This window comes from Devosia sp., assembly GCF_028290645.1.
In the GTDB taxonomy this organism is placed as follows: Bacteria; Pseudomonadota; Alphaproteobacteria; order Rhizobiales; family Devosiaceae; genus Devosia_A.
On sequence record NZ_JAQGJL010000220.1, the window covers coordinates 1 to 21,508 of the forward strand.

Sequence of the window (21,508 nt, forward strand, 5' to 3'; positions counted from 1 at the left end):
CGGGAGCTCGGGCTTTTCGGCTTCCGGGCCCATATAGGTCCAGATGACGCCGCCCAGCTCGACGCAAGGGTAGGACTTGAGCTTGATCTTCTGGCAAAAGCCGGACGACACCGGCTCGGACGGCACCTCGATGCACTGGCCGGTCGTGTCGTATTTCCAGCCATGATAGGGGCAGCGCAGGCCACCCTCTTCGTTCCGGCCGAACCACAGCGAGACGCCGCGATGGGCGCAGAACTCGTCCATCAGGCCGATCTTGCCCGAGGTATCGCGGAAGGCGATCAGCCGCTCGGACAGCAGCGAGACGCGCACCGGCGGGCAATCGGGACCCGGCAACTCGGTGGCCATCAGGGCCGGAATCCAGTAGCGCCGAAACATGTCGCCCATCGGCGTACCCGGACCGGTACGACACAGATATTCGTTCTGCTCAGCCGAGATCATGGCGTGTGTCCTTACAAAGCAATGCTGCACCGTCGAGCGGAGGGGTGAGCCAACCCGCTACGTTGACGGTGACGTTGACACCGCGCTCATATAGCGTCCAATATCAATTGCGGATGCTATTATGTGACTGGAGCAATAAGTTGGAGCTGCGTCAATTCCGGTATTTTGTCGCGGTCGCCGAGGAACTGCACTTCACGCGCGCCGCGGAACGCCTGCATATCGGGCAGCCGCCGCTCAGCCTCCAGATTCAGGCGATCGAGCGCGAGCTGGGCGTGGTGCTGCTGAAGCGCACCCGTCGCAAGGTGGAACTGACCCCGGTCGGTGAACTGTTCCTGCAGGAAGCGCGCATGGCGCTTATGCAGGCTTCCCGGGCCGTCGACACCGCCAAGCGCGCCGCCCGAGGCGAGTTGGGGACGCTGCGACTCACCTTCATCACCTCGGTGCCGCTGGTCGATGTGTTCACCCGCGCCGTGCGCGCCTTTCGCCTGGCGCTGCCCGACGTGCATCTCGAACTCAAGATCAAGCCATCGGTCGAGATCATCGACGATGTCCTGCTCAACACGGTCGATGTCGGGTTCACGCGCCCTTCGATCCAGACGGTGATGCCAAGCACCGTCACCGCCGTCCCGGTGTATGAAGACCGGTTGATGGCGGTGCTGCCGATCGATCATCCGCTTGCGAGGACCGAGGGCCCGATTCCGATCAAGGCACTGCGCGCCGAACGCTTCGTGCTCAGGCCACGCGGCAGCGGCACCGGGTTCTTCGAGCAGGTCTTCACCATGTGCGCCGAGGCCGGGTTCACCCCCAACGTCACGCAGGAAACGAGCGAAGCGACGACCACGCTCGGCCTTGTTGCCGCCGGCGTGGGCATAACCATCGCGCCCGAGGCGCTGCAGAGCATAAAGGTGCACGACGTGGTGTGGCGGGAGCTGAGCGATACCGATGCGCGCAGCCGCATCGTGCTGGTCTATAACAAGGCCGCGAGCAACCCATTGCGCGACCATTTTATCGCCGGCTTCCCCGCCATCAACGGGGGCAAGAAATAAGGGCCCCCGCGAGGGAGCCCTTTCATCACGGCTAGTTGGGATTGGCGATGTCTATATAGATGCCGCCGTCGCGGACCACCGGGGTCCAGACCGAAATCGGCACCTCGCAGGGCGGCGAGGTCGGCACTCCGGTCCTGAGGTCGAAGCGCCCCTGATGGAAGGGACACTCCACTTCGCAGCCCTCGGCGTAGCCCTCCGACAGATATCCCGGCCCGTGGGAGCAGAGATCGGCGGTCACGAAATAGAGTTCGCCCACCTGGAAGACCGCATAGCCGACAGTGTCGACCTCGGCGCGGAACGGAAGGTCCTCGCTGACGTCGGACACTTCGCACAGGCGCGTCAGGACGCCCTCGGTCGGCACAGCCACGATCTCCAGTTCAGAACCCTCCCAGACAGCTGTGCCATCCATCTTTCAAACCCGCGTTACGCCGCAGCGCTGACCTTTTTGGCCACCCATTCGAAGGCCAGGATTTCGGTGAAGTCGCGCACGCTGGCCAGTTGCTCGAAGCGCCCAAGGGTAGCGATGATGCGATCGGTCACTTCCTGTCCGGCGAAGGGCAGCGCGTTGACGGTCACCTTCTGGGCGATGTCGGCATCCGAGAACGGGCTGCGCGGGTGGCCGGGGAAGGGCTTGGCCTCGCCATGGACGACAGTGCCGTCCTCAAGCTCGATCTCGACGCGCGACAGATAGCCTGCCGCGGCGCGCGCCAGCTTGCCGCTGGCAATGGTGCCAAGCTCCGGCGCCGGGACGACCTTGACCTGCTCGGCGATGAAGCGTGCGCGGTCGGGGTTCAGCACCTTTTCAAGGTCGAAGCTGTCGACGCTGATCTCGCCGTCGAGCACCGCAGCGCCCACGATGTAGGGCATCGAATGGTCGGCGGTCTCGCGCGAGATCGGGTGATAGGCATCCTGGCGGATGGTCACCATGTGGTCGTAGGCGCCTTCCTCGGAATAGACGCGGACCTGCTTGATCCTCGACACGTCCGAAACCTGCGAACGGGCCTCCAGCGCGGCACGGATGGCACTCTGGCCGACCGACCCGACCGGCCACAGCTTCATGTAGGTGCCGGCGATGCGCGACAGCTGCACGCCCTTGCCCAGACGCTTCTGCAGTATGGGGAGCGGGTCGTGCTTGTTCTGCAGCTTGGCGACAAAGCCATTGTAACCGGTGAACGGACGCACGACGCTCTCGACGCCCGCCTTGGCCATGAAGCACGCCTGCAGCGCGTTGCGCACGGCGTCCGATCCATTGAAGCGCTTCCACAGCGTCAGGTCGCCGCGATTGTTGAGCTCGCAGGATTCGACTTCATCGCTCGCGTAGTGCGAGGTGACCGTCATGCCGAAGGCCTCGCGGGCCTGGGCAACGTCGAGTTCCAGCACGCGGGCAATGGCGGCGCAGGCGCCGATGCCGGTCAGGTTGGTGTAGTCCCAGCCGCCCGGAGCGGTGGAGAAGGCGTCGAACACGGCGCCGACGACTTCATAGCCGACGGACAGCGCCACCAGCAGCTTTTCACCCGACACATTGGCCCACTCGGCCGCGGCGATGACGCCGGCGGTCATGTCGGAGGGATGGCCGGAATTGCGCTCGCCCACGAAGAAGTCGTTGTAGTCGAAGCAGCGCAGCAGCGATCCGTTGACCAGCGCGGCCAGATCGGGATTGGCGCGCATCGAGGTGCCCCAGATGACGTCGCCGGTCGGCGTGGCGAACTGGGCGGCGAACTTGCGGGCAATGTGGGAGGCCGGGTGGTCGAGGGCGCCGAGCGCCACCGCAACGGAGTCGCTCAGGGCGCGCTTGGCTGCATGGCGGGTGGTGTCACTCAGTTCACCGGACACGGTGACGGTGAATTCAGCCAGGAGCTCCGCGATTTCGTCCCTGTAGACGACGTTGTTTGCTGTCGACATCCCTTAAAACCTCTAGTTGTGGTCGCCCTGCGCGTGCTGCCCTAATGGCAACTCCCGACGCGGACTTCCAATCCGCCACCGACCTGTTGAGGTTTGTGGGGCTACCCGAGCCAACCACGTGTGTCCAATATCAATGGCCGGACGATTTATTCGCGCAGCAACATCATTGCTGGCATGTCGCCCGGCCATGCGGATCGCGAAAGGTTCAGGCGACCGGGCTGAACAGGGGCTTGCCGGCAAAGTGGGCGACGAGGTTTTCGACCACGATGGCCCCCACTGCCTCGCGACTCTCGACCGTACGGCCGCCCTGGTGGGGCGAGAGCACGACGTTGTCGAGGCTGAGGAGGGCCTCGGGCACGCCGGGCTCCTTGTCGAACACATCGAGCGCGGCGCCCCCCAGCCCGCCCGCAACCAGCAGGTCGACCAGCGCCTCCTGGTCGACCAGCGAACCGCGCGCCACGTTGACCAGCATGCCGTTCGGCCCGAGCGCTTCAAGCACCTCGCGGGATACGATCTTTTCGGTCGCCTTGCCGCCGGGCGCGATCACCACCAGCCACTCGGCGGCCCGCGCCATGGCAACGAGATCGGCGTAGTAGCGATAGGGCACGGGCTGCTCGGTGCGGCCGAAATAGATCACGTTCATTTTCATCGCCTCGGCGCGCCGGGCGATCTCCTTGCCGATGCCGCCGAGGCCCAGGATGCCGAGCGTCTTGCCGCCAATCTCGCGACCCAGCGGGAACTGGCCCTTGAGCCATTCGCCGGTGCGAATGAAACGATCCGACTGGGGCAGGCGCCGCGACAGCGCAACCATGAGGCCGATGGTGATTTCAGCCACCGCATCGTTCAGCACATCGGGGGTGTTGGTGACGCGAATGCCGCGGGTCCGGGCGGTCGCCACATCGATGGAATCGGTGCCGGCGCCGGACGCCGCGATGATCTCGAGCCTGGGCAGCCTGCCGATCATCGCACCTGTGACCTTGCCCCCGGCGATGCCGCGAACCCGATCACCGATCTCGGCCAGCACCGCTTCGGGATCGGTTGCCCCGACCAGCGTGTGCACGGTGAAATGCTGCCTCAGGGCATCGACACAACTCTTGGGCTGCGGCTGGGTAATCAGCACATCGGGCAGCATTGAACTCTCCTCGTCTGGCAATCCGGAAATAGATCGCGCCAAAAACGGCGCCAGCGTTTAGCGGGTCGCTTCGCCGGTGTCCACACGCTCCGCAAGGCACCCACCGGGAGGGCAGCGGCGAGCAAGCGACGCAGACTTTGCTCTGTTCAGGCGCAAGCTTGTGTGCAAGAACCGGCACGCCCTCGCACACCGCGACCGCCCGGCGCTCCCCTTGCTTGGACCGAGTAACTCCATGTTTTTGCACGAGAATTCATCATGTTCATCGGCGCTGTCGCGGACGATCTGACCGGAGCCACCGACCTGGCGCTGATGCTGTCGCGGGGCGGCATGAGGGTGTTGCAGGTGGTCGGCGTGCCTCGCGAGGGCATCGAATTCGGCGACGCTGAAGCAGTGGTGGTGGCGCTCAAATCGCGCACCATTCCCGCCGCCGAAGCCGTAGCGCAATCGGTGGCTTCGGCCCGCGCTTTGCTCGCCGCTGGCGCCCGGCAGTTGTTCTTCAAGTATTGCTCGACCTTTGATTCGACCGACGAGGGGAATATTGGTCCGGTGACGGATGCCTTGCTTGATCTGCTCGGCGAGACCCGCACCATTGCTTGCCCTGCCTTCCCCGCCAACAAGCGCACGATTTACAAGGGGCATCTGTTCGTCGGCGACGTGCTGCTGTCGGAATCGAGCATGCGCAACCATCCGCTGACCCCGATGCAGGATGCCAACCTGGTGCGGGTGCTGCAGCGCCAGACGAGGCGTCCGGTCTCGCTCATTGCTCACGACGCGGTCATCGGCGCACCGGAGACGCTGGAGCGCGCCATCGCCGGGCTCGAGGGCATCGGGATCGTCGATGCCATCACCGAGAGCGACCTCAGAGCCATCGGCCGCGCCGTGCGCTCGCTCAAGCTGGTCACCGGGGGCTCGGGCATCGCGCTGGGCCTGCCCGACAATTTCCGCACCGCCGGCGCGGCCGCTGCGCCCACGGCAATCACGCCCGCGCCGGGCCGCTCGGTGATGCTGGCCGGGTCGTGTTCGCTCGCCACGCGCAAGCAGATCGAAACCGCGCTCGCTGCCGGCACCCCGGCGCTGCAGATCGACCCGATGGCGATCGTGTCGGGCGCACTGAAAGTTTCCGATGCCGTCGATTTCGTGCTGGCGGCGCCTGCCGGGCGCGCGCCGCTGATCTATTCGAGTGCCGATCCCGATGCCGTGGCCAGGGTGCAGGGCCAACTCGGCCGCGCCGAATCCGGCGAGGTGGTCGAGCATTTCCTCGGCGCCGTCGCCCGCGAACTCCTCAACCGCGGCGTCACGCGCTTCCTCGTTGCGGGCGGGGAAACCTCCGGGGCCGTGGTCAACGCGCTCAAGGTCGAGGCGCTCGGCATCGGGCCCGAGATCGATCCGGGCGTGCCCTGGACATTGACGCGCGGCGCCGGCAAGCCCATCGCTCTGGCGCTCAAATCGGGCAACTTCGGTACCGAGGATTTCTTCATCAAGGCGTGGGATCTGGTTGCATGACCGAAATCCTTTCGGAAGCAACGCGACAGCGCGATCTCATCGCCAAGGTCGGCAAGTCGATCTTCGATCGCGGTCTTACCGCCGGCTCGACCGGGAATATCAGCGTTCGGCTTTCCGACGGCACGCTGCTGATGACCCCCACCAACGCCTCGCTGGGCGATCTCGATCCCGGGCGGCTGTCGCTGACCGATGCGGATGGCAAGTACATCTCGGGCGACAAGCCGACCAAGGAAGCATTCCTCCATTCCTGCATGTATTGCGAGCGCAGCGCCGACCACGCCGTGGTGCACCTGCACTCGACCCATGCGGTGGCGGTCAGCGTGCTGGCCGATGCCGACCCGAGGGACGTGCTGCCACCGCTCACCGCCTATTATGTGATGCGCGTGGGAAGGCTGCCGCTCATCCCCTATTTCGCGCCCGGCGACCAGGATCTGGCCCTCGCCGTCAAGGCAGAGGCCGGCAAGCACCACGCAGTGCTGCTGGCCAACCATGGGCCGGTGGTATCGGGTGCTACGCTGCGCGACGCCCAGTATGCCACCGAAGAGCTGGAAGAAACGGCACGGCTGTTCCTGATGCTGGACGGTCGCCCGATCCGGCCGCTCACCGCCGAACAGGCCGAAAAGCTGAGGCGCAAAGGCTAGCGCCGGCCGATAACTCTACGACCCCCGCTTCGCCGGAGCCTAAAAGCCGACTGACTGTCTGGCCCTATTGAAAAAGGGCCGCTACAGAATGTGTACGAGAGGGGGGCTGTACACATGCAAGCCGATACTTCCTACCAACCCTGGCGCAAGCGGCCGTACCACCGGCGGTGGCTGATGGATCAGGCCGACGCCCTGTTCGGGTTTTTCCAGAACCGAAGCTTCAACCCCAGGGGCGGCTTCTTCGATCTCGATGTGACCGGCCAGCCGATCAACCCGGACAATCCGGTGCGCGGCATCCACAGCACGGCGCGCATGGTCCATTGTTTCGCCATCGGGAGCCTCCTGGGGCGGCCAGGCTCCGATCTCATCGTCGATCACGGCATGCAGTTCCTGTGGAACCGGCACCGCGATGCCCAGCACGGCGGCTACTTCTGGACCGTCGACGACAACGGTCCTCGCGACTCGCGCAAGCAGGGCTACGGCCATGCCTTCGTCCTCCTCGCATCGTCGAGCGCCAAGCTGGTTGGGCACCCGCTCGCCGACCGGATGCTGGCCGACGTCACCGAAATTCTCGACACGAGGTTCTGGGAAGAACGCTTCGGCGCCATCGCCGAGGAGTTCAACGCCGACTGGTCGCCGATCGCGCCCTATCATGGGCAGAACTCCAACATGCACCTCACCGAGGCGCTGATGGCGGCGTTCGAGGCGACAGGCGAGCAGAGCTATCTCGATAAGGCCGAGCGCATCGCGGAGCTGATCATCCACCGCCGCGCGGCGGAGAACGGCTATCGCGTCGCCGAGCACTTCGACGGCGAATGGATGCTCGACAAGGCCTATCTCGGCGACCGGATGTTCCGGCCCCCGGGGACGACGCCGGGCCATTGGCTGGAATGGTCGCGCCTCCTGCTGCAACTCTGGGCCCTCGGCGGCAGGCGGATCGACTGGATGCCGGACGCGGCCGAGGCCCTGTTCGCCCGCGCCATCGACATCGGCTGGGACAAGGACAAGGGCGGCTTCTTCTACAACCTCGACTGGAGCGACCAGCCCGACATGCGGAACAAGCTGTGGTGGCCGGTGAGCGAAGGGGTGGGCGCCGCGGCATTCCTCTCGGACCACCGGCCCAGCGCCTTCCACGAGCAGTGGTACCGCAACATCTGGGACGTCATTGCCCGACATTTCCTCGATGAGGAGCATGGCGGCTGGCACGAGGAGCTGACCGAGGACATGCGTCCCAGCCACACCCTGTTCGTCGGCAAGGCCGACATCTACCACGCCCTGCAGGCCTGCCTCATTCCGCTTTATCCCTCGACTGGCAGCCTCACCAGGGCGCTGGTGACCGAGGCCAGCGCCAAGCCCTGAGGACACCGGGGGGAACAGCATGACCAAGCTGGGCGAAGCGCGCTCGCTGGTGTGGCAGCATGGCGTGGTCAGCGTCGAAAGCCTCGGCGGCATGCTGGGGCCGACACTGTTCGTGCTGCCCGATGGCCGGCAGGTGGCGCCGTTCCAGATCGCGCCGTGGGCGGACGAGCCCGGCGGTGAGGACGTCCCGGCGATCCTCCGACGGCTGCGCGGCGAATGGCCCTGCGTGCCGTTCGGGGCCGACGCCGACCGGCCGGCTGAGGGCAACTGGCCGGGATCGACCGCGGCCGGCGCCGTCGATCCGCTGCCGCACGGCTTCAGCTCCAACAATGACTGGCAGTTCGAGGCCGCCGACGGCGGCAGCATCGCCCTGATGATCGCCTATCCGTCCGACCACCCGATCCGCGGGCTCACCCGGCGCGTCACCCCCGATCCCGCTGCCGCGGCACTCGACTTCGAACTCGCGATCGACGTGCGCGCCGACTGCGTCCTGCCGATCGGCCTCCATCCCTCGTTCCGGCTGCCGCCCCGGCCCGGCGCCATGCGCATCGAGGTCGCCCCGACGACCGCCGGCATGACCTTCCCCGGTCCCGTCGACGCCTCCTCGATCTTCCAGCAGGGCGTGATGCTCAAGCCATGGCACGACGTGCCCTTGGAGGATGGCGGCCGTCTCGATGTCTCGCGGGTGCCCCTCGCCTCGGCGACCGAGGAGTTGGTGCAGCTTCTCGATATGCCGGGCCTGGCGTCGCTGTGGAACAGCGCCGAAGGCTATCGCGTGCGGCTCAGCTGGAACCGCGACCACTATCCGAGCGCGCTGCTCTGGTTCTCGAACCGCGGACGCCGGTTCGCGCCGTGGAACGGCCGGCACCTGGCGCTCGGGCTCGAGCCGATCTGCTCGGCATTCGATCTGGGGCCGCAGATTTCGGCTGCCGACAACCCGATCTCGCGGCGCGGCACGCCGACCGTGCGACAGTTTCGCGCCGGCGAGCAGTTCGTCACCCGCTATCGCATCGCGGTGGAGCCCGCGGAAATCCTCTGAATTCCGACGGGCGCCAGGTTAGCGAGCAAACCGCACGAGGACGGTGCGGATTTCCCGCGGCTCCAGTTCGATGCTCAAGGAGTTGCCATCAAGCGGTAATGCGCTGCCCGGATGCTCGATCGGGTCGGCACTGCGAGCGGCGGCCGGCTTGCCGGTGAAGGTCACGGTCTGGGTCGCCTTTCCGTCGGAGAGGTTCTGCAGCCGCAGCGCCACCCAGCCCTCGTCCTCGCCTGGCTTGGCGGCGACCAGCACGGGCGCCTTGCTGTCGGTGGAAAAGAAGCTGTCGGACATCTTGCCGGCCGGCGCGATGTCGCGCATGGCGACGGGTGGCACCGCCATCTCGGCGGCAAAGCGCGTTGCCGCTGCGGGATCGACCGGACCGGCATGCGTCACCAGCCGGTAGCGCAGCGGGATGCGGCCGCTCTGGCTGGATTTGAAGTTCACCAGCCAGTGGTTGTTGAGGGCCCAGCTCATGATCGTCGGACCCTCGGGATGGAGCGTCCGATCCCACTTGCCGGTGGTGATGCCGCCCAGATGCGCCAGCGGCGCGTCGAGCGGCACGACTGTGACGCCGCGCTCGCCGTCGCTGACATCGACCCAGCGCCCGACCGGGTACCAGTCCTTGGCGGCGCCATCGAGCTGGTCCTTGTTCGGCACCGCGGGGATGCCGTTGAGGTCCAGCATGAAGTTCGCCGCATCGAGGTTGAATGGGAACGCGATGAACACGGCCTCCGCCCCGGGATGCTCGAGTTTGTCGATGCTCCAGTCGACGACTACTGCCTTGGTGTCGGCGTCGAGCGCATAGACGACGCTTGCGGCCGAGACGCCGGGGGCCTCGATGTGGACGGTGATCGAGGCGCGGCCTTCGAAGATCTTGGCGTTGTCGAGCGTCACCTTCGTTGCCGTTTCGCGCCGCCAGGGGGTGTCCTTGTGGCCGGTGAAGAATTCCGGCTTGTCGAAGCTGATGTCGGCGATGGCCAGCCGGTCGTCGGGCGAGTCGACCGTCTCGTAGACGTATTCGCCGGGAACCCAGCCCCGGTATTTACCAGCGAAATCATGCCCTTGCGCCTTCTCGTAGAACTCGGCGATAGCCCCGGTATTGCGGTCGATCCGCAGGCGATAGTGGCTGTTCTCGATGGTGTCGCCGCTGGCCTTGAGGTCGGCGGCTGGGACGCCCTGCTTCAGGTCGAGGAAGGCGTAGCCCATCGGCGGGAGCGTGCCGGCGACGCGGCGAATCTCGGGATAGGGGCGTGGCCCGCCCCAGCTGCTGCGGCGGTTGAAGAAGGTGTCGAGCATCCCCACCGGGGCGGCGCCGCCGCGTGGCTCGGGCTCCTCGACGATGACCTTGCGCTCCCACGGAAGCGTATTGAAAACAAGGACTTGGTCGATACCGGAGGGCTTGAAGGCTTCCCTGGGATCGAGGTTGCCGAGGTTGAAGATGCCTTCGGGGCCCTTGGTGCCGAGGGGGGCGGCCAGGGCGTTCGCGGCCTTGGCGACGGAGCCGTGGCCTTCCATTGCGGCGGTGTAGGCGAAGCCGGCCTTGCGGTTCCATTGCGCCTGGCTGAACAGTGAATGCGGTGCTTCCACCGAGGAATAGGCGCCCCAGGTGTGCTCGTCGAACAGCGTCATCGCCTCGTAAGTGCTTGCAGCTCTTTCAGAATTCCAGCCGCTCTGGCCTTTGCTGCGGCGCCAGGCCTCGAGGCTTTCGCCGATGCCGACGATCTCGTGGGCGGCGCGGTTGACGCCGACCTCGAAGGCCGAGGAACCGACGCCGTCGGCCCAGTGGTCGGTCCAGTCACCGCGCTGCGTGCCGATGACCTGGTCATAATTGCTGTCCAACAAGCGCCCGAAGTCTGTCACAGTGATGAACGCCATCTGAACGTTGGTGCGCTCTTCATTCCAGCGTTTGACGAAATCCGGCATGCGCGCATCGGGCGGTCCGTTGTCGACGCGCACCGGATGGGTCGACTCGCAGTAGAGGAAATCGAAGGGGTAGCTCGGGTCGTTCTCGAGCTCGTCGATCCAGCGCGGCAGCAGCCGGTCGACGAGGTCCCAGTTGCCCAGCCCCGCCTGGCTGCGGCCGAACAGGTAATGGTAGCCGTTCCAGGCCAGCACCTGCTTGCCGCTCGGGCCTTCCCAGCGGAAGGCGCCGGGGAAGGGCTTTGGCCGGGCGCCGCGGATCGGGTTGATCGCCGCCGTGTAGAACTTGATGCCGAGGTCGTGCATCAGGTCGGCATAGAGCCAGGAGACGCCGTTGACGTCGTCCTGCATCGCCGCCTCGACATGGAAGCCGAACTCGTCGCGGATGGCGCGCAGCGGATAGAGGCTGCGGTGCATCTGCTCGACATTGAGCAGCGGCGTCATGTTGTACTGCATGCCGGCGATGTCGATCCGGCCCTGCTCGTGCCAGTGGCGGAACCGGCTGATCTCACCCTTGCCGGCCTGCTTGAGGTACTTGAGGAATGGCCCGGTGGTCTCGATGGTCCAGCGATACTGGGCTGCCGCCGGATAGCCGTCGGTTGCCTCGATCAGGTCGAGGGCCTCTGCGACGAATTCGCCGTGCTGGCGCAGGGCCAGTTCCTGATAGTCGGTGAAGCCGATATCGGTGTGGGCGTGGTTGCAGATGTAGATCGTCTTGATCTTGCTCATCGGTTTCCTCCCCCGTCTTGGGGCTATGCGGGGTAGACGACGACGCGGGTCCAGGCGCGCGGCGCGACGCTGACCTTCACCTCGCCATTGGCCGGCAATGGCTCCAGCACCTCGCCCGAGAGCGACGTGCGATCGGCCCTGGCGGGGGTGAGCGTCCCGGCGCCGATCCTCGCCTCGACCGCCTCCGAGCCCGGGTTGAGCAGCGTCAGCGCCACGCCCGTGCCGTCGGGCTCCATGCGGGTCAGCAGGAGCGAGCCGAGGTCGGTCTTCAGCAGCGTTGCCGCTTCCGACTTCACCGGACCGCGTTCGGCGTAAAGGTGCGCCGCGAGTGGCTGCGAGCGGGCCAGCGCGGCTTGCGCCGATTTCCCCAGCGGCTGCGTCGCACCGGGCAGCAGCCAGAAGCGGAAGCGGATCTCGCCGCCCTGGTCGGCCTGGAAGTTGGTGCTCCAGTAGTTGTTGGTGAGCCAGGCGAGCAGCGCCGGATGATCGCGCACCACCCGCCCGTCGGGATCGCCGAAGCGGCCGAAGGTGAAGCCGCCGATCTGCCATAAAGGCGCATCGGGGGAGGCCACCATCAACTCCCGCTCGCGATCGGCGATGCGGATGAAGCGCTGCGTGGTGATGTAGTGCCGGCTGGCATAGGGCAGTTGCTCGTCATCGAGTTTCACCACCGCGCCGCCGGTCTCGTAGTCGACGCTCCAACCCTCCTTGAGTGCCGTGGGCAGCGGCAGGTAGATGGCGTGCGCGTCGCCGATCGGTTGCTTGGTCACCACTGCTTCGATCTGCAATTCCGGATCGTCCGGCAGCAGCCGGTAGATCACGTCGACCCGGTCGCCGTTAGCCATAACGAAATGCTGGCTGAGCTGGGCGCTGCCGCGCTCGACGACCGCCCGTGTATCGGACAGCGTCGGCTGGTCGCGCTCGGCCTGCCAGTCGCGGTGCCAGGCCTTGTGCCAATCGGGCGACTCGATGTCGACGGTGTCGAACATGTCGGTCCGGATGCCGGACGAGATGCGCTCCATGACCGGCACGCCGAAATGGAGGTTCGGCACGGCCGCACCCGCATACTCGACGCCGTCGAGCGTCAGCGAGGTGACGCCGCCCGACTGCTGGTCGAGCTTGACGGTGACGCGGGTGTTCGACAGCACGCCGTCCTTGGCGCTGAGCTTGTCGGTCGCCGCGGGGGTGACGCCCTCGGCTGGCAGGGTGACGTAGGAAAGCCCCGGCACCGAGATCGGTTTCGTCCAATAGGCGCGTTCGTCGCTCAGGTCCGACATCACCACGTCCTGGCGCTGGATGCGGTGCGAGGACGGGCCCGACGGCACGAGGTCCTCGAGGCCGAAGCCGCGCTTCGGATCTGGGGCGCCGGCGAGCGGCGGCAGGTAGGGTAGCCGCACCGACTGGGTTACCGGGAACGGATGCGGGTTGAAGACCAGCAGGCGCGGCTCGTCGCCACCCGCGTCGATCGCCAGTTGCTCGAGAGCGTCACGGCGCAGCATGCGGGCGACACTGGCGCCTTCGGCGGCGGTGGCGAGCTTCAGCAACTGCTGGGTCCGGGTCTCGGGGGAGTAGGGGTGGCTGATCGAGCGGTCGGCGCCCCAGGTGTGCTCGGCATAGAGCGCGAGCCCGTTGCGGGCCACATCGTGCAGCATGGCGCGGCGACGGGGCGTTTCGCCCGGATGCCAAGATTCGGCGGCCAGCGCCGCATCGAGATCGCGCTGGCCGCGCATGGTCTGCGCCGTCTCGTGCGCCGTGCTGCCGGCGCCGAAATTCCACCAGTCGGTCCAGTCGCCGCGCAGTGTCTGCAGCGTCTCGGCGGGCTGGGCCCGCACCCGGTCGAAGAACTCGCTCAGCGTGCCGAAGCGGAGCTTGATGCCGCCCGACGGCGCGTTGCCCTCGTTGAAGCGGCGGATGAAATCAGGCAGCGCCGGCTGCGGCGAGCCGTTGTCGTGATAGCGGATATTGGTGATCTGCATCATCAGGAAGGGATGCGGGTAGCCGCCATCCTCCCAGCGCTTCGCCCATTTCGGCACCCGGTCGCGTGCATCGTCCATGTCGAGCGGGATGCGGAGGCTGCGGTCCGAGGTCACGCCATAGATGAAGCCGTTATAGCCGGTGATGGTGCGCCCGCCCGGCGCCTGCCAGTTGAAGGCGCGCGGCCACGGCGTCAGCGCATGGCCATAGTGTTCGTTGATGGCCATCGAGATGCCGGTGATGCCGTGGTCGAGCAGCGCATCGACGACGCCCCAGGGCAGGCCGTTGACGTCGGTGTTCATCGCCGAGCGCACCGGGATGCCGAGCTCGCGGAAGAATTTGAGCGGCTTCAGCGTGTCGATGATCATCGAGTGGTCCATCAGCGGCGTCATGTGCCAGCCCATGCCGGCGACATCGAACTGACCGCGCTTCACCGCCGCCATGAACCGGTCGCGGTCGGTGTTGGTGGCATGCTTCCACCAGTCGACGGTGATGCCGGTGACCTCGCAGGTCCAGCGGAACCTCGCATCATCCGGGTAGTCGATGGTCGCCTCGGCAATGTCGAGCGCCTCGTCGATGAACCGGCGATGCAGTTCCATCACCACCGGCTGCGGATGGGTGTAGCCGATGTCGGTGTGGCTGTGATGGACGAACAGGATTTCGTTGATCATGAGACAGCTCGGGGTCGGAGGGAGGTCGGGACTGGCGGCCGCGCTAGAAGGCGGCGAGTTTGACCGACATCGGCGTGCCGATGTCGAAATGCTGCAGCGGATCGGACAGGGTGCCGGCCGCGTGGTCGACGCGGAACAGGGTCAGCCGGTCGGAATCCTGGTTGGCGACGACGAGGTGTTTGCCGGAGGGCGAGAAAGCGAAATCGCGCGGCGTGCGGCCGCCGCTCTTCCACCGGCCGGTCTGGGTGAGCTTGCCGTCGGCGCCGATGCGGAGGCCGAGGATTTCGTCGCAGACGCGGAGGCCGACGAAGAGGTGGCGGCTATCGGGGGAGAGGAGGATACCAGCTGGTTGGACGATGCCGCCATCGAGCGACGGGATGGCGTAGGCGTCGCGCTGCGACAGCGCACCGGTGACCGGATCGACGGCGAGGCTGACCACCGTGGGGATCAGCTCGCTGACCATGAACAGCGCACTGCCATCGGGATGGAAGACGAGATGGCGCGGGCCGAGGCCGGGCGGCAGCGCGAAATCGCGGGCCGGCTGGCGGGTGAGGCTGCCATCGGCGCCGAAGGCATAGGCCACCAGCTTGTCGATGCCGAGATCAGCGACATAGACGACGTCACCCGTGGGCGTCGAGACGACGCAATGGGCGTGGGCGGTGGTCTGGCGATCCTTGTTGGGGCCGCTGCCGGTGTGGCGGACGCTGGCGACGGCCGCGCCAAGCGCGCCGTCGGCCGTGATCGGGAACACGCTCAGCGCCGCGTCCGGGTAGCCCGCGGGGTTGGCGCCATTGTAGTTGGCGACCAGGAGGAAACGCCCGTCCTTCGACAGGCTGGCATGGCACGCTTCGTTGCCGAGGGTGGGTTGCCGGTTGATAGGGGTGAGGGGCCCTGCCCCGACCCGGTAAGCCGCGATGGCGCTCTGGTCGGCGCCGGTGATCTCGCAGGTTGAGTAGAGCACACCGCGTTCGGGATCGGTCACCAGCCAGGCCGTGTCGTCGACGCCGCCGGTCATCTCGACCAGCTTCAGCTCGCCCCGCTCGTCGTCAAATTCCAGCATGCCGATGCCCTGCCCGTTGGCAGCGCCATACTGGGGCATCGGGCGCGTGAGGCTCCCGGTGAATGCATAGATCGGCACGTGAAGCCTCCGCTCCTTGTCGCTTCGCGTCGCCTTGACGGCGACTCTTCCCAGCGGACTTGCCCCTGAGTGAAGCCAATTGACACGACTAGTATGGTAGCTCTACAAATCTTTGGCAAGGGAGGACGATGTCGGTGAACGACACTTCAAAAAACGCATCAAACACCGTGCTGGTGACCGGAGCGGCGATGGGGATCGGCCGCGCCGTGGCCGAGGTCCTGACCGCTGAGGGGAAGCACCTTGTGCTGTTCGACCGGGACGGCGCCACCCTCGAGGCTACCGCCCGCGAGCTCGGCGGCACGCACGCGATCAAGGTGGGCTCGGTGACCAGCCTCGCCGACTGCGAGGCCGCTGTTCAGCTCGCGGTCGACCGCTTCGGCGGGCTCTGCGGCGTCTCGCACAATGCCGGCATCCAGCGCTATGGCGATGCCGTCACCACCAGCCCGGAACTCTGGGCCGAAGTGCTCGACGTCAATCTCACCGGCGGCTTTCTCGTCGCCAAGGCGGCGCTGCCTGAACTGCGGCGCAACAAGGGCGCCATCGTCTTCACCACTTCGGTGCAGGGCATGGCGGCGCAGAAGGGTGCGCTGGCCTACGTGGTCGCCAAGCATGGCCTCATCGGGCTGGTCACCGGCATGGCGATGGACGAGGCGGCGAACGGCGTCCGCGTTCTTGGCGTCGCGCCCGGCTCGGTCGAAACCCCGATGCTGCGCTGGGCCATCAACCTCGATCCGAACCCCGCGGCGCTCGACGAGGAGATCGACGCCATGCACCCGATCGGCCGCCGCGCTCAGCCCCGCGAGATCGCCGAAGTCATCGCCTTCCTCCTCTCGGACAAGGCTTCTTTCATGACCGGGGAAACCGTACGGGTCGACGGCGGCATGCTGGCCCGCATTCCCGGCGCTCCACGGAAAGCCGAGGCCTAGCCCAATGAAGATCGTCGACATCAAGGCCACCACAGTCGCCGTCCCGCTCGAGGCGCCGCTGCGCCACGCCGCCGGCGCCCACTGGGGCCGGTTCGTCCGCACCGTCGTCGAGGTGGTGACCGACGAGGGGATTTCGGGCTGGGGTGAACTGGGCGGCGGCGGCGAGACGGCCGAGAACGCGGTCAAGGGCCTCCTGCCCTATCTCAAGGGCCACGATCCGCTGCAGCTCGAACAGCTGCGCTGGAAGATCATGAATCCGGTGGCGAGCCTCTATAACGCCCGCATGCAGGTGCACGCGGCGCTTGAGATGGCCTGCATGGACGTCGCCGGCAAGGCGCTCGGCATCCGCGCCTGCGACCTGATCGGCGGCGCGCTGCGCGAGTCGATCCCGTTCGCGAGCTACCTGTTCTACCGCTACGCCAACCCTGAGACCGGCTTCGGCGACGAGTTCTCGGCTGAGGCGGTGGTCACGGAGGCCAAGCGCCAGAAGCAGCTCCACGGCTTCAAGACCCACAAGCTGAAGGGCGGCGTTTTCGCCCCCGAGCATGATGTCGAGGTGTTCTCGGCGCTGGCGGAGGCCTTTCCCGGCGACCGCTTCCGGCTCGACCCAAACAGTGTCTGGTCGGTCGAGGAATCGATCTGGGTGGCGAGCCGGATCGAGCATATCCGCAACGACTATTTCGAGGACCCGTGCTGGGGCCTCGAAGGCATGCGGCGGCTGCGGGACCGCATCTCGATCCCCACCGCGACCAATACGGTGGTGGTGAATTTCGAGCAGCTCGCCGCCTGCATCAAGCACGACGCGGTGGACGTGATCCTCCTCGATACGACGTTCTGGGGCGGGTTGCGGCAGGCCTACAAGGCCGGCCAGGTGCTGGAGACGTTCCAGTTCGGCGCCAGCGTCCATTCGTCGGGGGAACTCGGCATCCAGCTCGCCTCGATGCTGCATCTGGGCGCGGCGCTCCCCAACATGAGCTTCGCCGCCGACGCGCACTACCATCACCTGCTCGACGACATCATCGTCGGCGGCAAGCTGAAATATGTCGACGGCGAGATCGCGCTGCCCAAGGGCCCGGGGCTCGGCGTCGAGGTCGATCGAGACAAGCTTGCCCAGTACGCCGAGCATTTCCGCCGCGTCGGCGGCTACACCTATGACCGTGATCCGCAGCGCCCGGACTGGTACTCGATCCAGCCCGAGATGCGCTACGCCGATCCGGCCGGCAGATAGGAGCGTCGCGCCTTGGCAACCGTCACCCTCCGCGACATCGTCAAGATCTACGGCGAGTTCGTCGCCATCAAGGGCGTCGATCTCGATATCGAGGACGGCACGTTCGTGGTGCTGGTCGGCCCGTCCGGCTGCGGCAAGTCGACCATCCTCAGGATGATCGCGGGCCTCGAGACCATCTCGCACGGCGAGCTCCGGATCGGCGACAAGCTGGTCAACGACCTGCCCTCGCGCGATCGCGGCATCTCGATGGTGTTCCAGTCCTACGCGCTCTATCCGCATATGAGTGTCAAGGACAACCTGGGCTTCGGGCTGCGCATCAGCGGCGTGCCCAAGACCGAGATCGAGCGCCGGCGGGCCGAGGCGGCAACGATGCTGGGGCTCTCGCCCTATATGGATCGCCGGCCCAGCCAGCTGTCCGGCGGCCAGCGCCAGCGCGTCGCCATCGGGCGCGCCATGGTGCGCGAACCGCAGGTGTTCCTGTTCGACGAGCCGCTGAGTAACCTCGACGCCAAGCTCCGCAACCAGACCCGCATCGAGATCAAGAAGCTGCAGCGCCAGCTCGGCGCGACGGTGGTGTTCGTGACCCACGACCAGGTCGAGGCGATGACGCTGGCCGACCGGATCGTCGTGCTCGACGACGGCCGGGTGGCCCAGATCGGCACTCCGCTCGAGGTGTTCGAGCGGCCCGCGAACCTTTTCGTCGCCGGCTTCATGGGCTCCCCCTCGATGAACTTCATCGCGGGTGAAATCGGTGCGGGCCCGGTGATCAAGGCCGCCGGGCTCGAAATCCCGGTGCCGCCCGGGCGCTTCAACCTGCCTGCGGCCGGCACGCCCGTCGTCCTCGGCGTTCGTCCCGAAGATATCGTGCCGGAGGGCCACGGCACCCGACCCGAACTCGGCGCCGATTTCATCGCCGCGGTCAATTTCGCCGAGATGCTCGGCAACGAAAGTCTGCTGTTCGCCGATTTCGGAGACACCGAGATCGTGGCGCGCATGCAGCACCCCCGTGCCCTCGAGCCGAACCAGAACCTCAAGTTCCGGATCGACGGTGCCCGCGTCCACGTCTTCGACAAGCAGAACCAGAACTCGCTGCTCAGATGAACCCGAGCTTCGACAACGACTAAAAAGGGAGAGAGACATGTCGTTACAGAAGACTATGACCATGGCGGGCCTTGCCGCCCTCCTGTCAGTCGGCGCCGCGCAGGCGCAGGACCTGACCCTTTATTCGGACAAGACGGAATGGAACCCCGGCATAACGGCGGTCATGGATGCCGCCGGCAAGGCCGCCGGCGTCACCGTGAAGGTGCAGGACGTCACGCCGACCGACAAGTACCAGGCCTTCATGCAGACCTCGATCGCCGGCAACAACGTGCCGGCCTTCTTCACCTGGTGGAACGGCAACCAGCTGAGCGACCTCGTCGCTACCGGCGTTGCCGCCGACCTCAGCGCCAACTGGGATGCGGCCATCGCCAACGGCGACTACTCCGAAGCGCAGCGCGAACTCGTCAGCGTCGAGGGCAAGCCCTACGGCGTGCTGCTGAACGTCGCCAACTGGGTGGTGTTCTACAATACCAAGGCGTTCGAGAAAGCCGGCATCGCGGCGCCGCCGACGACCTGGGACGAACTGATGGCCGACGCCGACAAGCTGAAGGCCGCGGGCTACGTCCCGTTCAACGGCCCGACCTCGGGTGGCTGGATGCCGTTCATCTGGTTCAGCCAGCTGGTGCTGGGCGGCGATCCGGACGCCTTTGTCGGACTGACCGACGGCACGGTGCCCTATGATGGTCCGGCCGTGCAGAACGCGTTCAAGGTCTGGGGCGACATGTACGCCAAGGGCTACTTCACCGATCCGCGCGAGCAGGACGACCAGAAGTTCTTCGTCGACGGCACCGCCGCCATGTACCTGATCGGCGACTGGCATTCGGGCTCGTTCGCCGAAGCCGGAATGAAGCCGGGCGTCGACTTCAAGACCTTCCTGATGCCCTCGCTGTCGCCCGACGTGCCGCAGTCGGTGATCGTCGAAGCCTCCCCGATCGTGGTCTCGAAGGCCGCGCTCGAGGCCAATCCCGAACTCGGCAAGGCCGTCCAGTCGATGATGAGCGTGGAAGCCTCCAACGAGCTGGGCTCGAAGATCCAGGTCTACAACGGCAACCTCAAGGCTGCTGCGCCGAACGCCACCATCCAGGCCAACAAGGACATGGTGGCTGCCGCCAAGCCCAGGGCACTGGTGCGCTGGTGGGAAGCCGTGCCGTCGCAGATCCAGGGCGATCTCGTCGCCGCCATGGGCGCCTTCATGTTCGATCCGACGCCGGAACAGGCGGCCAAGTCGATGGCAGACATGCAGGCGATCAACGCCGACTACTGGGCAAGCAAGTAACCTCCCGCCGGTCGCGCTTCGGCGCGGCCGGCACCCCTGCCAGCGGAGCCAGAACATGCTCGTCACCGCCTCGGCCCTCCTGAGTCCGGAAGTGTTGAAGGAAGCGCGCCGGCGCGAGCGTCGGGTCGCCTGGCAGCAGACGCGCATCGCCTGGCTGTTCATCGCCCCGGCGGTGATCATGGTGACGCTTTTCCTCCTTACCCCGGTGGTGTTCAACGTCATCCTGAGCTTCACCAAGTGGCAGAAGTTCACCGGCCTCGACCAGTTCGCCGGCTTCAACAACTACGCGCGCCTGTTCCGGGTGCCGTACTTCTCGGAGGCCCTGGGCAACACTGCCATCTGGGTGGTCGGAGCGGTCATCTTTCCGCTCGCGGTCGGTCTCGGGCTGGCGCTGCTGCTGCGCAACATTCCGTTCCAGGAAACCTTCAAGAGCCTGTTCTTCCTGCCTCGCGTGCTGGCGCCGACCGCGGTAGGTGCGATCTGGTACTATGTCTATGCGCCGCGCGGCGTGCTCAATTCCACCATCTCGGGCATCTCGGGCTCGCAGTTCGATTTCGGCTGGCTCTATTCGCCCGAAACCATCACTGGCTCGGTGATCGTCACCTTCGTCTGGCAGACCCTCGGCATCACCATGGTGCTGCTGCTGCTGGGGCTCGCCGCCATCCCGAGGGATCCGGTGGAGGCGGCGCGCGTCGATGGCGCTTCGGGCTTGCAGATCTTCCGCCACATCATCTGGCCGCTGCTGCTGCCCACGGTCCTCGTCGTCACCATCCTCAACGTCGCGGCGGGCTTCACCACCTTCGACCTGCTCTGGGTGATGGCAAGTTCCTTCCCCGGCAAGCGCACGCTCTCGCTGGCCGTCTACATGTACTACGAGTCCTTCTCCAACGGCGCCTGGGCCTATGGCTCGGCCGTAGCCGTGGTGCTGGGCGCCATGGTCATCACGGTCAGCGCACTGCTCGCCGTCGTGCAGGCGCGCGTCGCCCGAAACATCCGCTAGGACAGCTCCGATGGCCGTGGACATCACCGACCGCACCTTCGTCGACGGGCTGATCGCCAAGGAGCGCCGCGCCCAGCGCAGCGGCGGGCGCTGGCTGGTCGTCCCGATCCTCGTCCTCACCATCGCCTACCTGACGCCGCTCTATTACCTGTTCGTCACGGTGTTCAAGACCACCGAGGAATACGCCAAGAAGGGCGTACTCGAGCTACCGGAATCGCTCGCCCCGATCGTGGGCAACATCGCCCAGGCATGGAGCATCGCGAACCTGGGCAATGCCTCGCTGAACTCCTTCAGCTATGCCCTGGTCGGGGCAGCGGTTGCCGTCGCCTTCGCCGCTGCCGCCGCCTACGGCATGACGAGGCTCAACCTGATCGGCGCCAACGACTCCGGCAGTTCGAGCACGCCCTTGCGGGCAAATACCTGCGAGGTCTTGAAGATGGTGACGAACAGGTAATAGAGCGGCGTCATGTAAGCGAAGGTCAGCG

18 protein-coding genes are annotated in these 21,508 nt (G+C 66.3%); 11 read left to right on the top strand and 7 right to left on the bottom strand.

Going from position 1 to position 21,508, the window contains the following annotated elements; genetic code table 11:
- Window positions 1-438: Rieske 2Fe-2S domain-containing protein (locus JWQ89_RS12535; protein WP_299641497.1), on the bottom strand; the 438-nt coding region annotated here is incomplete at its 3' end.
- Between the two features lie 140 nt (window positions 439-578).
- Between JWQ89_RS12535 and JWQ89_RS12540 the strand changes: the two genes are divergently transcribed.
- A complete protein-coding gene (locus JWQ89_RS12540) occupies window positions 579-1,484 on the top strand; it encodes a LysR family transcriptional regulator (protein ID WP_299641499.1) in 906 nt (301 codons plus the stop codon).
- Window positions 1,485-1,515: 31 nt separating this feature from the next.
- On the opposite strand, the gene JWQ89_RS12545 is transcribed toward JWQ89_RS12540, so the two are convergent.
- From JWQ89_RS12545 to JWQ89_RS12555, 3 genes are all read right to left on the bottom strand, one after another.
- Window positions 1,516-1,893 carry a non-heme iron oxygenase ferredoxin subunit gene (locus JWQ89_RS12545; RefSeq protein ID WP_299641501.1) on the bottom strand — a complete coding sequence of 126 codons (378 nt, stop codon included), beginning with the start codon at window positions 1,891-1,893 and terminating at the stop codon, window positions 1,516-1,518.
- Window positions 1,894-1,907: 14 nt separating this feature from the next.
- Window positions 1,908-3,386, bottom strand: coding sequence for an MmgE/PrpD family protein (locus JWQ89_RS12550; RefSeq protein WP_299641503.1), 1,479 nt, complete (start codon window positions 3,384-3,386; stop codon window positions 1,908-1,910).
- A gap of 205 nt (window positions 3,387-3,591) precedes the next feature.
- Window positions 3,592-4,518 carry a 2-hydroxyacid dehydrogenase gene (locus JWQ89_RS12555; protein WP_299641505.1) on the bottom strand — a complete coding sequence of 309 codons (927 nt, stop codon included), beginning with the start codon at window positions 4,516-4,518 and terminating at the stop codon, window positions 3,592-3,594.
- A gap of 255 nt (window positions 4,519-4,773) precedes the next feature.
- On the opposite strand from JWQ89_RS12555, the gene otnK reads away from it, so the two are divergent.
- The 4 genes from otnK (at window position 4,774) to JWQ89_RS12575 (ending at window position 9,060) form a co-directional block, all read left to right on the top strand.
- Window positions 4,774-6,021 carry a 3-oxo-tetronate kinase gene (gene otnK / locus JWQ89_RS12560; protein ID WP_299641508.1) on the top strand — a complete coding sequence of 416 codons (1,248 nt, stop codon included), beginning with the start codon at window positions 4,774-4,776 and terminating at the stop codon, window positions 6,019-6,021.
- Complete coding sequence (otnC, locus tag JWQ89_RS12565) at window positions 6,018-6,662, top strand: 3-oxo-tetronate 4-phosphate decarboxylase (RefSeq protein ID WP_299641512.1); 645 nt, start codon at window positions 6,018-6,020, stop codon at window positions 6,660-6,662. The genes otnK and otnC overlap by 4 nt, the downstream gene beginning before the upstream one ends.
- 114 nt (window positions 6,663-6,776) lie before the next feature.
- Window positions 6,777-8,021 (top strand): AGE family epimerase/isomerase, encoded by a 1,245-nt coding sequence (locus JWQ89_RS12570; protein ID WP_299641514.1) that lies wholly within the window; start codon window positions 6,777-6,779, stop codon window positions 8,019-8,021.
- A 19-nt stretch (window positions 8,022-8,040) separates the two neighbouring features.
- The gene (locus JWQ89_RS12575; RefSeq protein WP_299641516.1) at window positions 8,041-9,060 is read left to right on the top strand and encodes a hypothetical protein; all 1,020 of its coding nucleotides are present in this window, start codon (window positions 8,041-8,043) and stop codon (window positions 9,058-9,060) included.
- 18 nt (window positions 9,061-9,078) lie between these two features.
- Here JWQ89_RS12575 and JWQ89_RS12580 read toward each other — a convergent pair whose 3' ends face one another.
- From JWQ89_RS12580 to JWQ89_RS12590, 3 genes are read right to left on the bottom strand one after another with little or no spacing between them, the layout of a single operon-like run.
- Window positions 9,079-11,709 (bottom strand): glycoside hydrolase family 38 C-terminal domain-containing protein, encoded by a 2,631-nt coding sequence (locus JWQ89_RS12580; RefSeq protein ID WP_299641518.1) that lies wholly within the window; start codon window positions 11,707-11,709, stop codon window positions 9,079-9,081.
- Window positions 11,710-11,732: 23 nt separating this feature from the next.
- Window positions 11,733-14,354, bottom strand: a complete 2,622-nt coding sequence (locus tag JWQ89_RS12585) for a hypothetical protein (protein WP_299641520.1) — start codon at window positions 14,352-14,354, stop codon at window positions 11,733-11,735.
- A gap of 43 nt (window positions 14,355-14,397) precedes the next feature.
- Window positions 14,398-15,492, bottom strand: a complete 1,095-nt coding sequence (locus JWQ89_RS12590) for a lactonase family protein (protein WP_299641522.1) — start codon at window positions 15,490-15,492, stop codon at window positions 14,398-14,400.
- A gap of 134 nt (window positions 15,493-15,626) precedes the next feature.
- Here JWQ89_RS12590 and JWQ89_RS12595 point away from each other — a divergent pair, with 134 nt between their 5' ends.
- Genes JWQ89_RS12595 through JWQ89_RS12620 form a run of 6 tightly spaced genes read left to right on the top strand, consistent with a single transcriptional unit; the run spans window position 15,627 to window position 21,477 of the window.
- Window positions 15,627-16,418: an SDR family oxidoreductase gene (locus JWQ89_RS12595; protein WP_299641524.1), complete on the top strand. Its 792-nt coding sequence runs from the start codon at window positions 15,627-15,629 to the stop codon at window positions 16,416-16,418.
- 4 nt (window positions 16,419-16,422) lie between these two features.
- Window positions 16,423-17,646 carry an enolase C-terminal domain-like protein gene (locus tag JWQ89_RS12600; RefSeq protein WP_299641526.1) on the top strand — a complete coding sequence of 408 codons (1,224 nt, stop codon included), beginning with the start codon at window positions 16,423-16,425 and terminating at the stop codon, window positions 17,644-17,646.
- Window positions 17,647-17,658: 12 nt separating this feature from the next.
- Entirely contained in the window at window positions 17,659-18,747 is a 1,089-nt protein-coding gene (gene ugpC / locus JWQ89_RS12605; protein ID WP_299641527.1) for a sn-glycerol-3-phosphate ABC transporter ATP-binding protein UgpC, read from the top strand.
- A 37-nt stretch (window positions 18,748-18,784) separates the two neighbouring features.
- Entirely contained in the window at window positions 18,785-20,023 is a 1,239-nt protein-coding gene (locus tag JWQ89_RS12610) for an extracellular solute-binding protein (protein ID WP_299641529.1), read from the top strand.
- A 55-nt stretch (window positions 20,024-20,078) separates the two neighbouring features.
- The gene (locus tag JWQ89_RS12615) at window positions 20,079-21,023 is read left to right on the top strand and encodes a sugar ABC transporter permease (RefSeq protein ID WP_299641532.1); all 945 of its coding nucleotides are present in this window, start codon (window positions 20,079-20,081) and stop codon (window positions 21,021-21,023) included.
- Between the two features lie 10 nt (window positions 21,024-21,033).
- On the top strand, window positions 21,034-21,477 hold the full coding sequence (locus JWQ89_RS12620; RefSeq protein ID WP_299641534.1) for a hypothetical protein: 444 nt from the start codon (window positions 21,034-21,036) through the stop codon (window positions 21,475-21,477).
- Window positions 21,478-21,508: the final 31 nt, after the last annotated feature.

Coding starts and splice junctions, on each gene's coding strand:
- JWQ89_RS12600 (WP_299641526.1), top strand. CDS start 16,423: ATGAAGATCGTCGACATCAAGGCCACCACAGTCGCCGTCCCGCTCGAG.
- otnC (WP_299641512.1), top strand. CDS start 6,018: ATGACCGAAATCCTTTCGGAAGCAACGCGACAGCGCGATCTCATCGCC.
- JWQ89_RS12610 (WP_299641529.1), top strand. CDS start 18,785: ATGTCGTTACAGAAGACTATGACCATGGCGGGCCTTGCCGCCCTCCTG.
- JWQ89_RS12620 (WP_299641534.1), top strand. CDS start 21,034: ATGGCCGTGGACATCACCGACCGCACCTTCGTCGACGGGCTGATCGCC.
- otnK (WP_299641508.1), top strand. CDS start 4,774: ATGTTCATCGGCGCTGTCGCGGACGATCTGACCGGAGCCACCGACCTG.
- JWQ89_RS12575 (WP_299641516.1), top strand. CDS start 8,041: ATGACCAAGCTGGGCGAAGCGCGCTCGCTGGTGTGGCAGCATGGCGTG.
- JWQ89_RS12570 (WP_299641514.1), top strand. CDS start 6,777: ATGCAAGCCGATACTTCCTACCAACCCTGGCGCAAGCGGCCGTACCAC.
- JWQ89_RS12555 (WP_299641505.1), bottom strand. CDS start 4,518: ATGCTGCCCGATGTGCTGATTACCCAGCCGCAGCCCAAGAGTTGTGTC.
- JWQ89_RS12585 (WP_299641520.1), bottom strand. CDS start 14,354: ATGATCAACGAAATCCTGTTCGTCCATCACAGCCACACCGACATCGGC.
- JWQ89_RS12580 (WP_299641518.1), bottom strand. CDS start 11,709: ATGAGCAAGATCAAGACGATCTACATCTGCAACCACGCCCACACCGAT.
- JWQ89_RS12615 (WP_299641532.1), top strand. CDS start 20,079: ATGCTCGTCACCGCCTCGGCCCTCCTGAGTCCGGAAGTGTTGAAGGAA.
- JWQ89_RS12545 (WP_299641501.1), bottom strand. CDS start 1,893: ATGGATGGCACAGCTGTCTGGGAGGGTTCTGAACTGGAGATCGTGGCT.
- JWQ89_RS12550 (WP_299641503.1), bottom strand. CDS start 3,386: ATGTCGACAGCAAACAACGTCGTCTACAGGGACGAAATCGCGGAGCTC.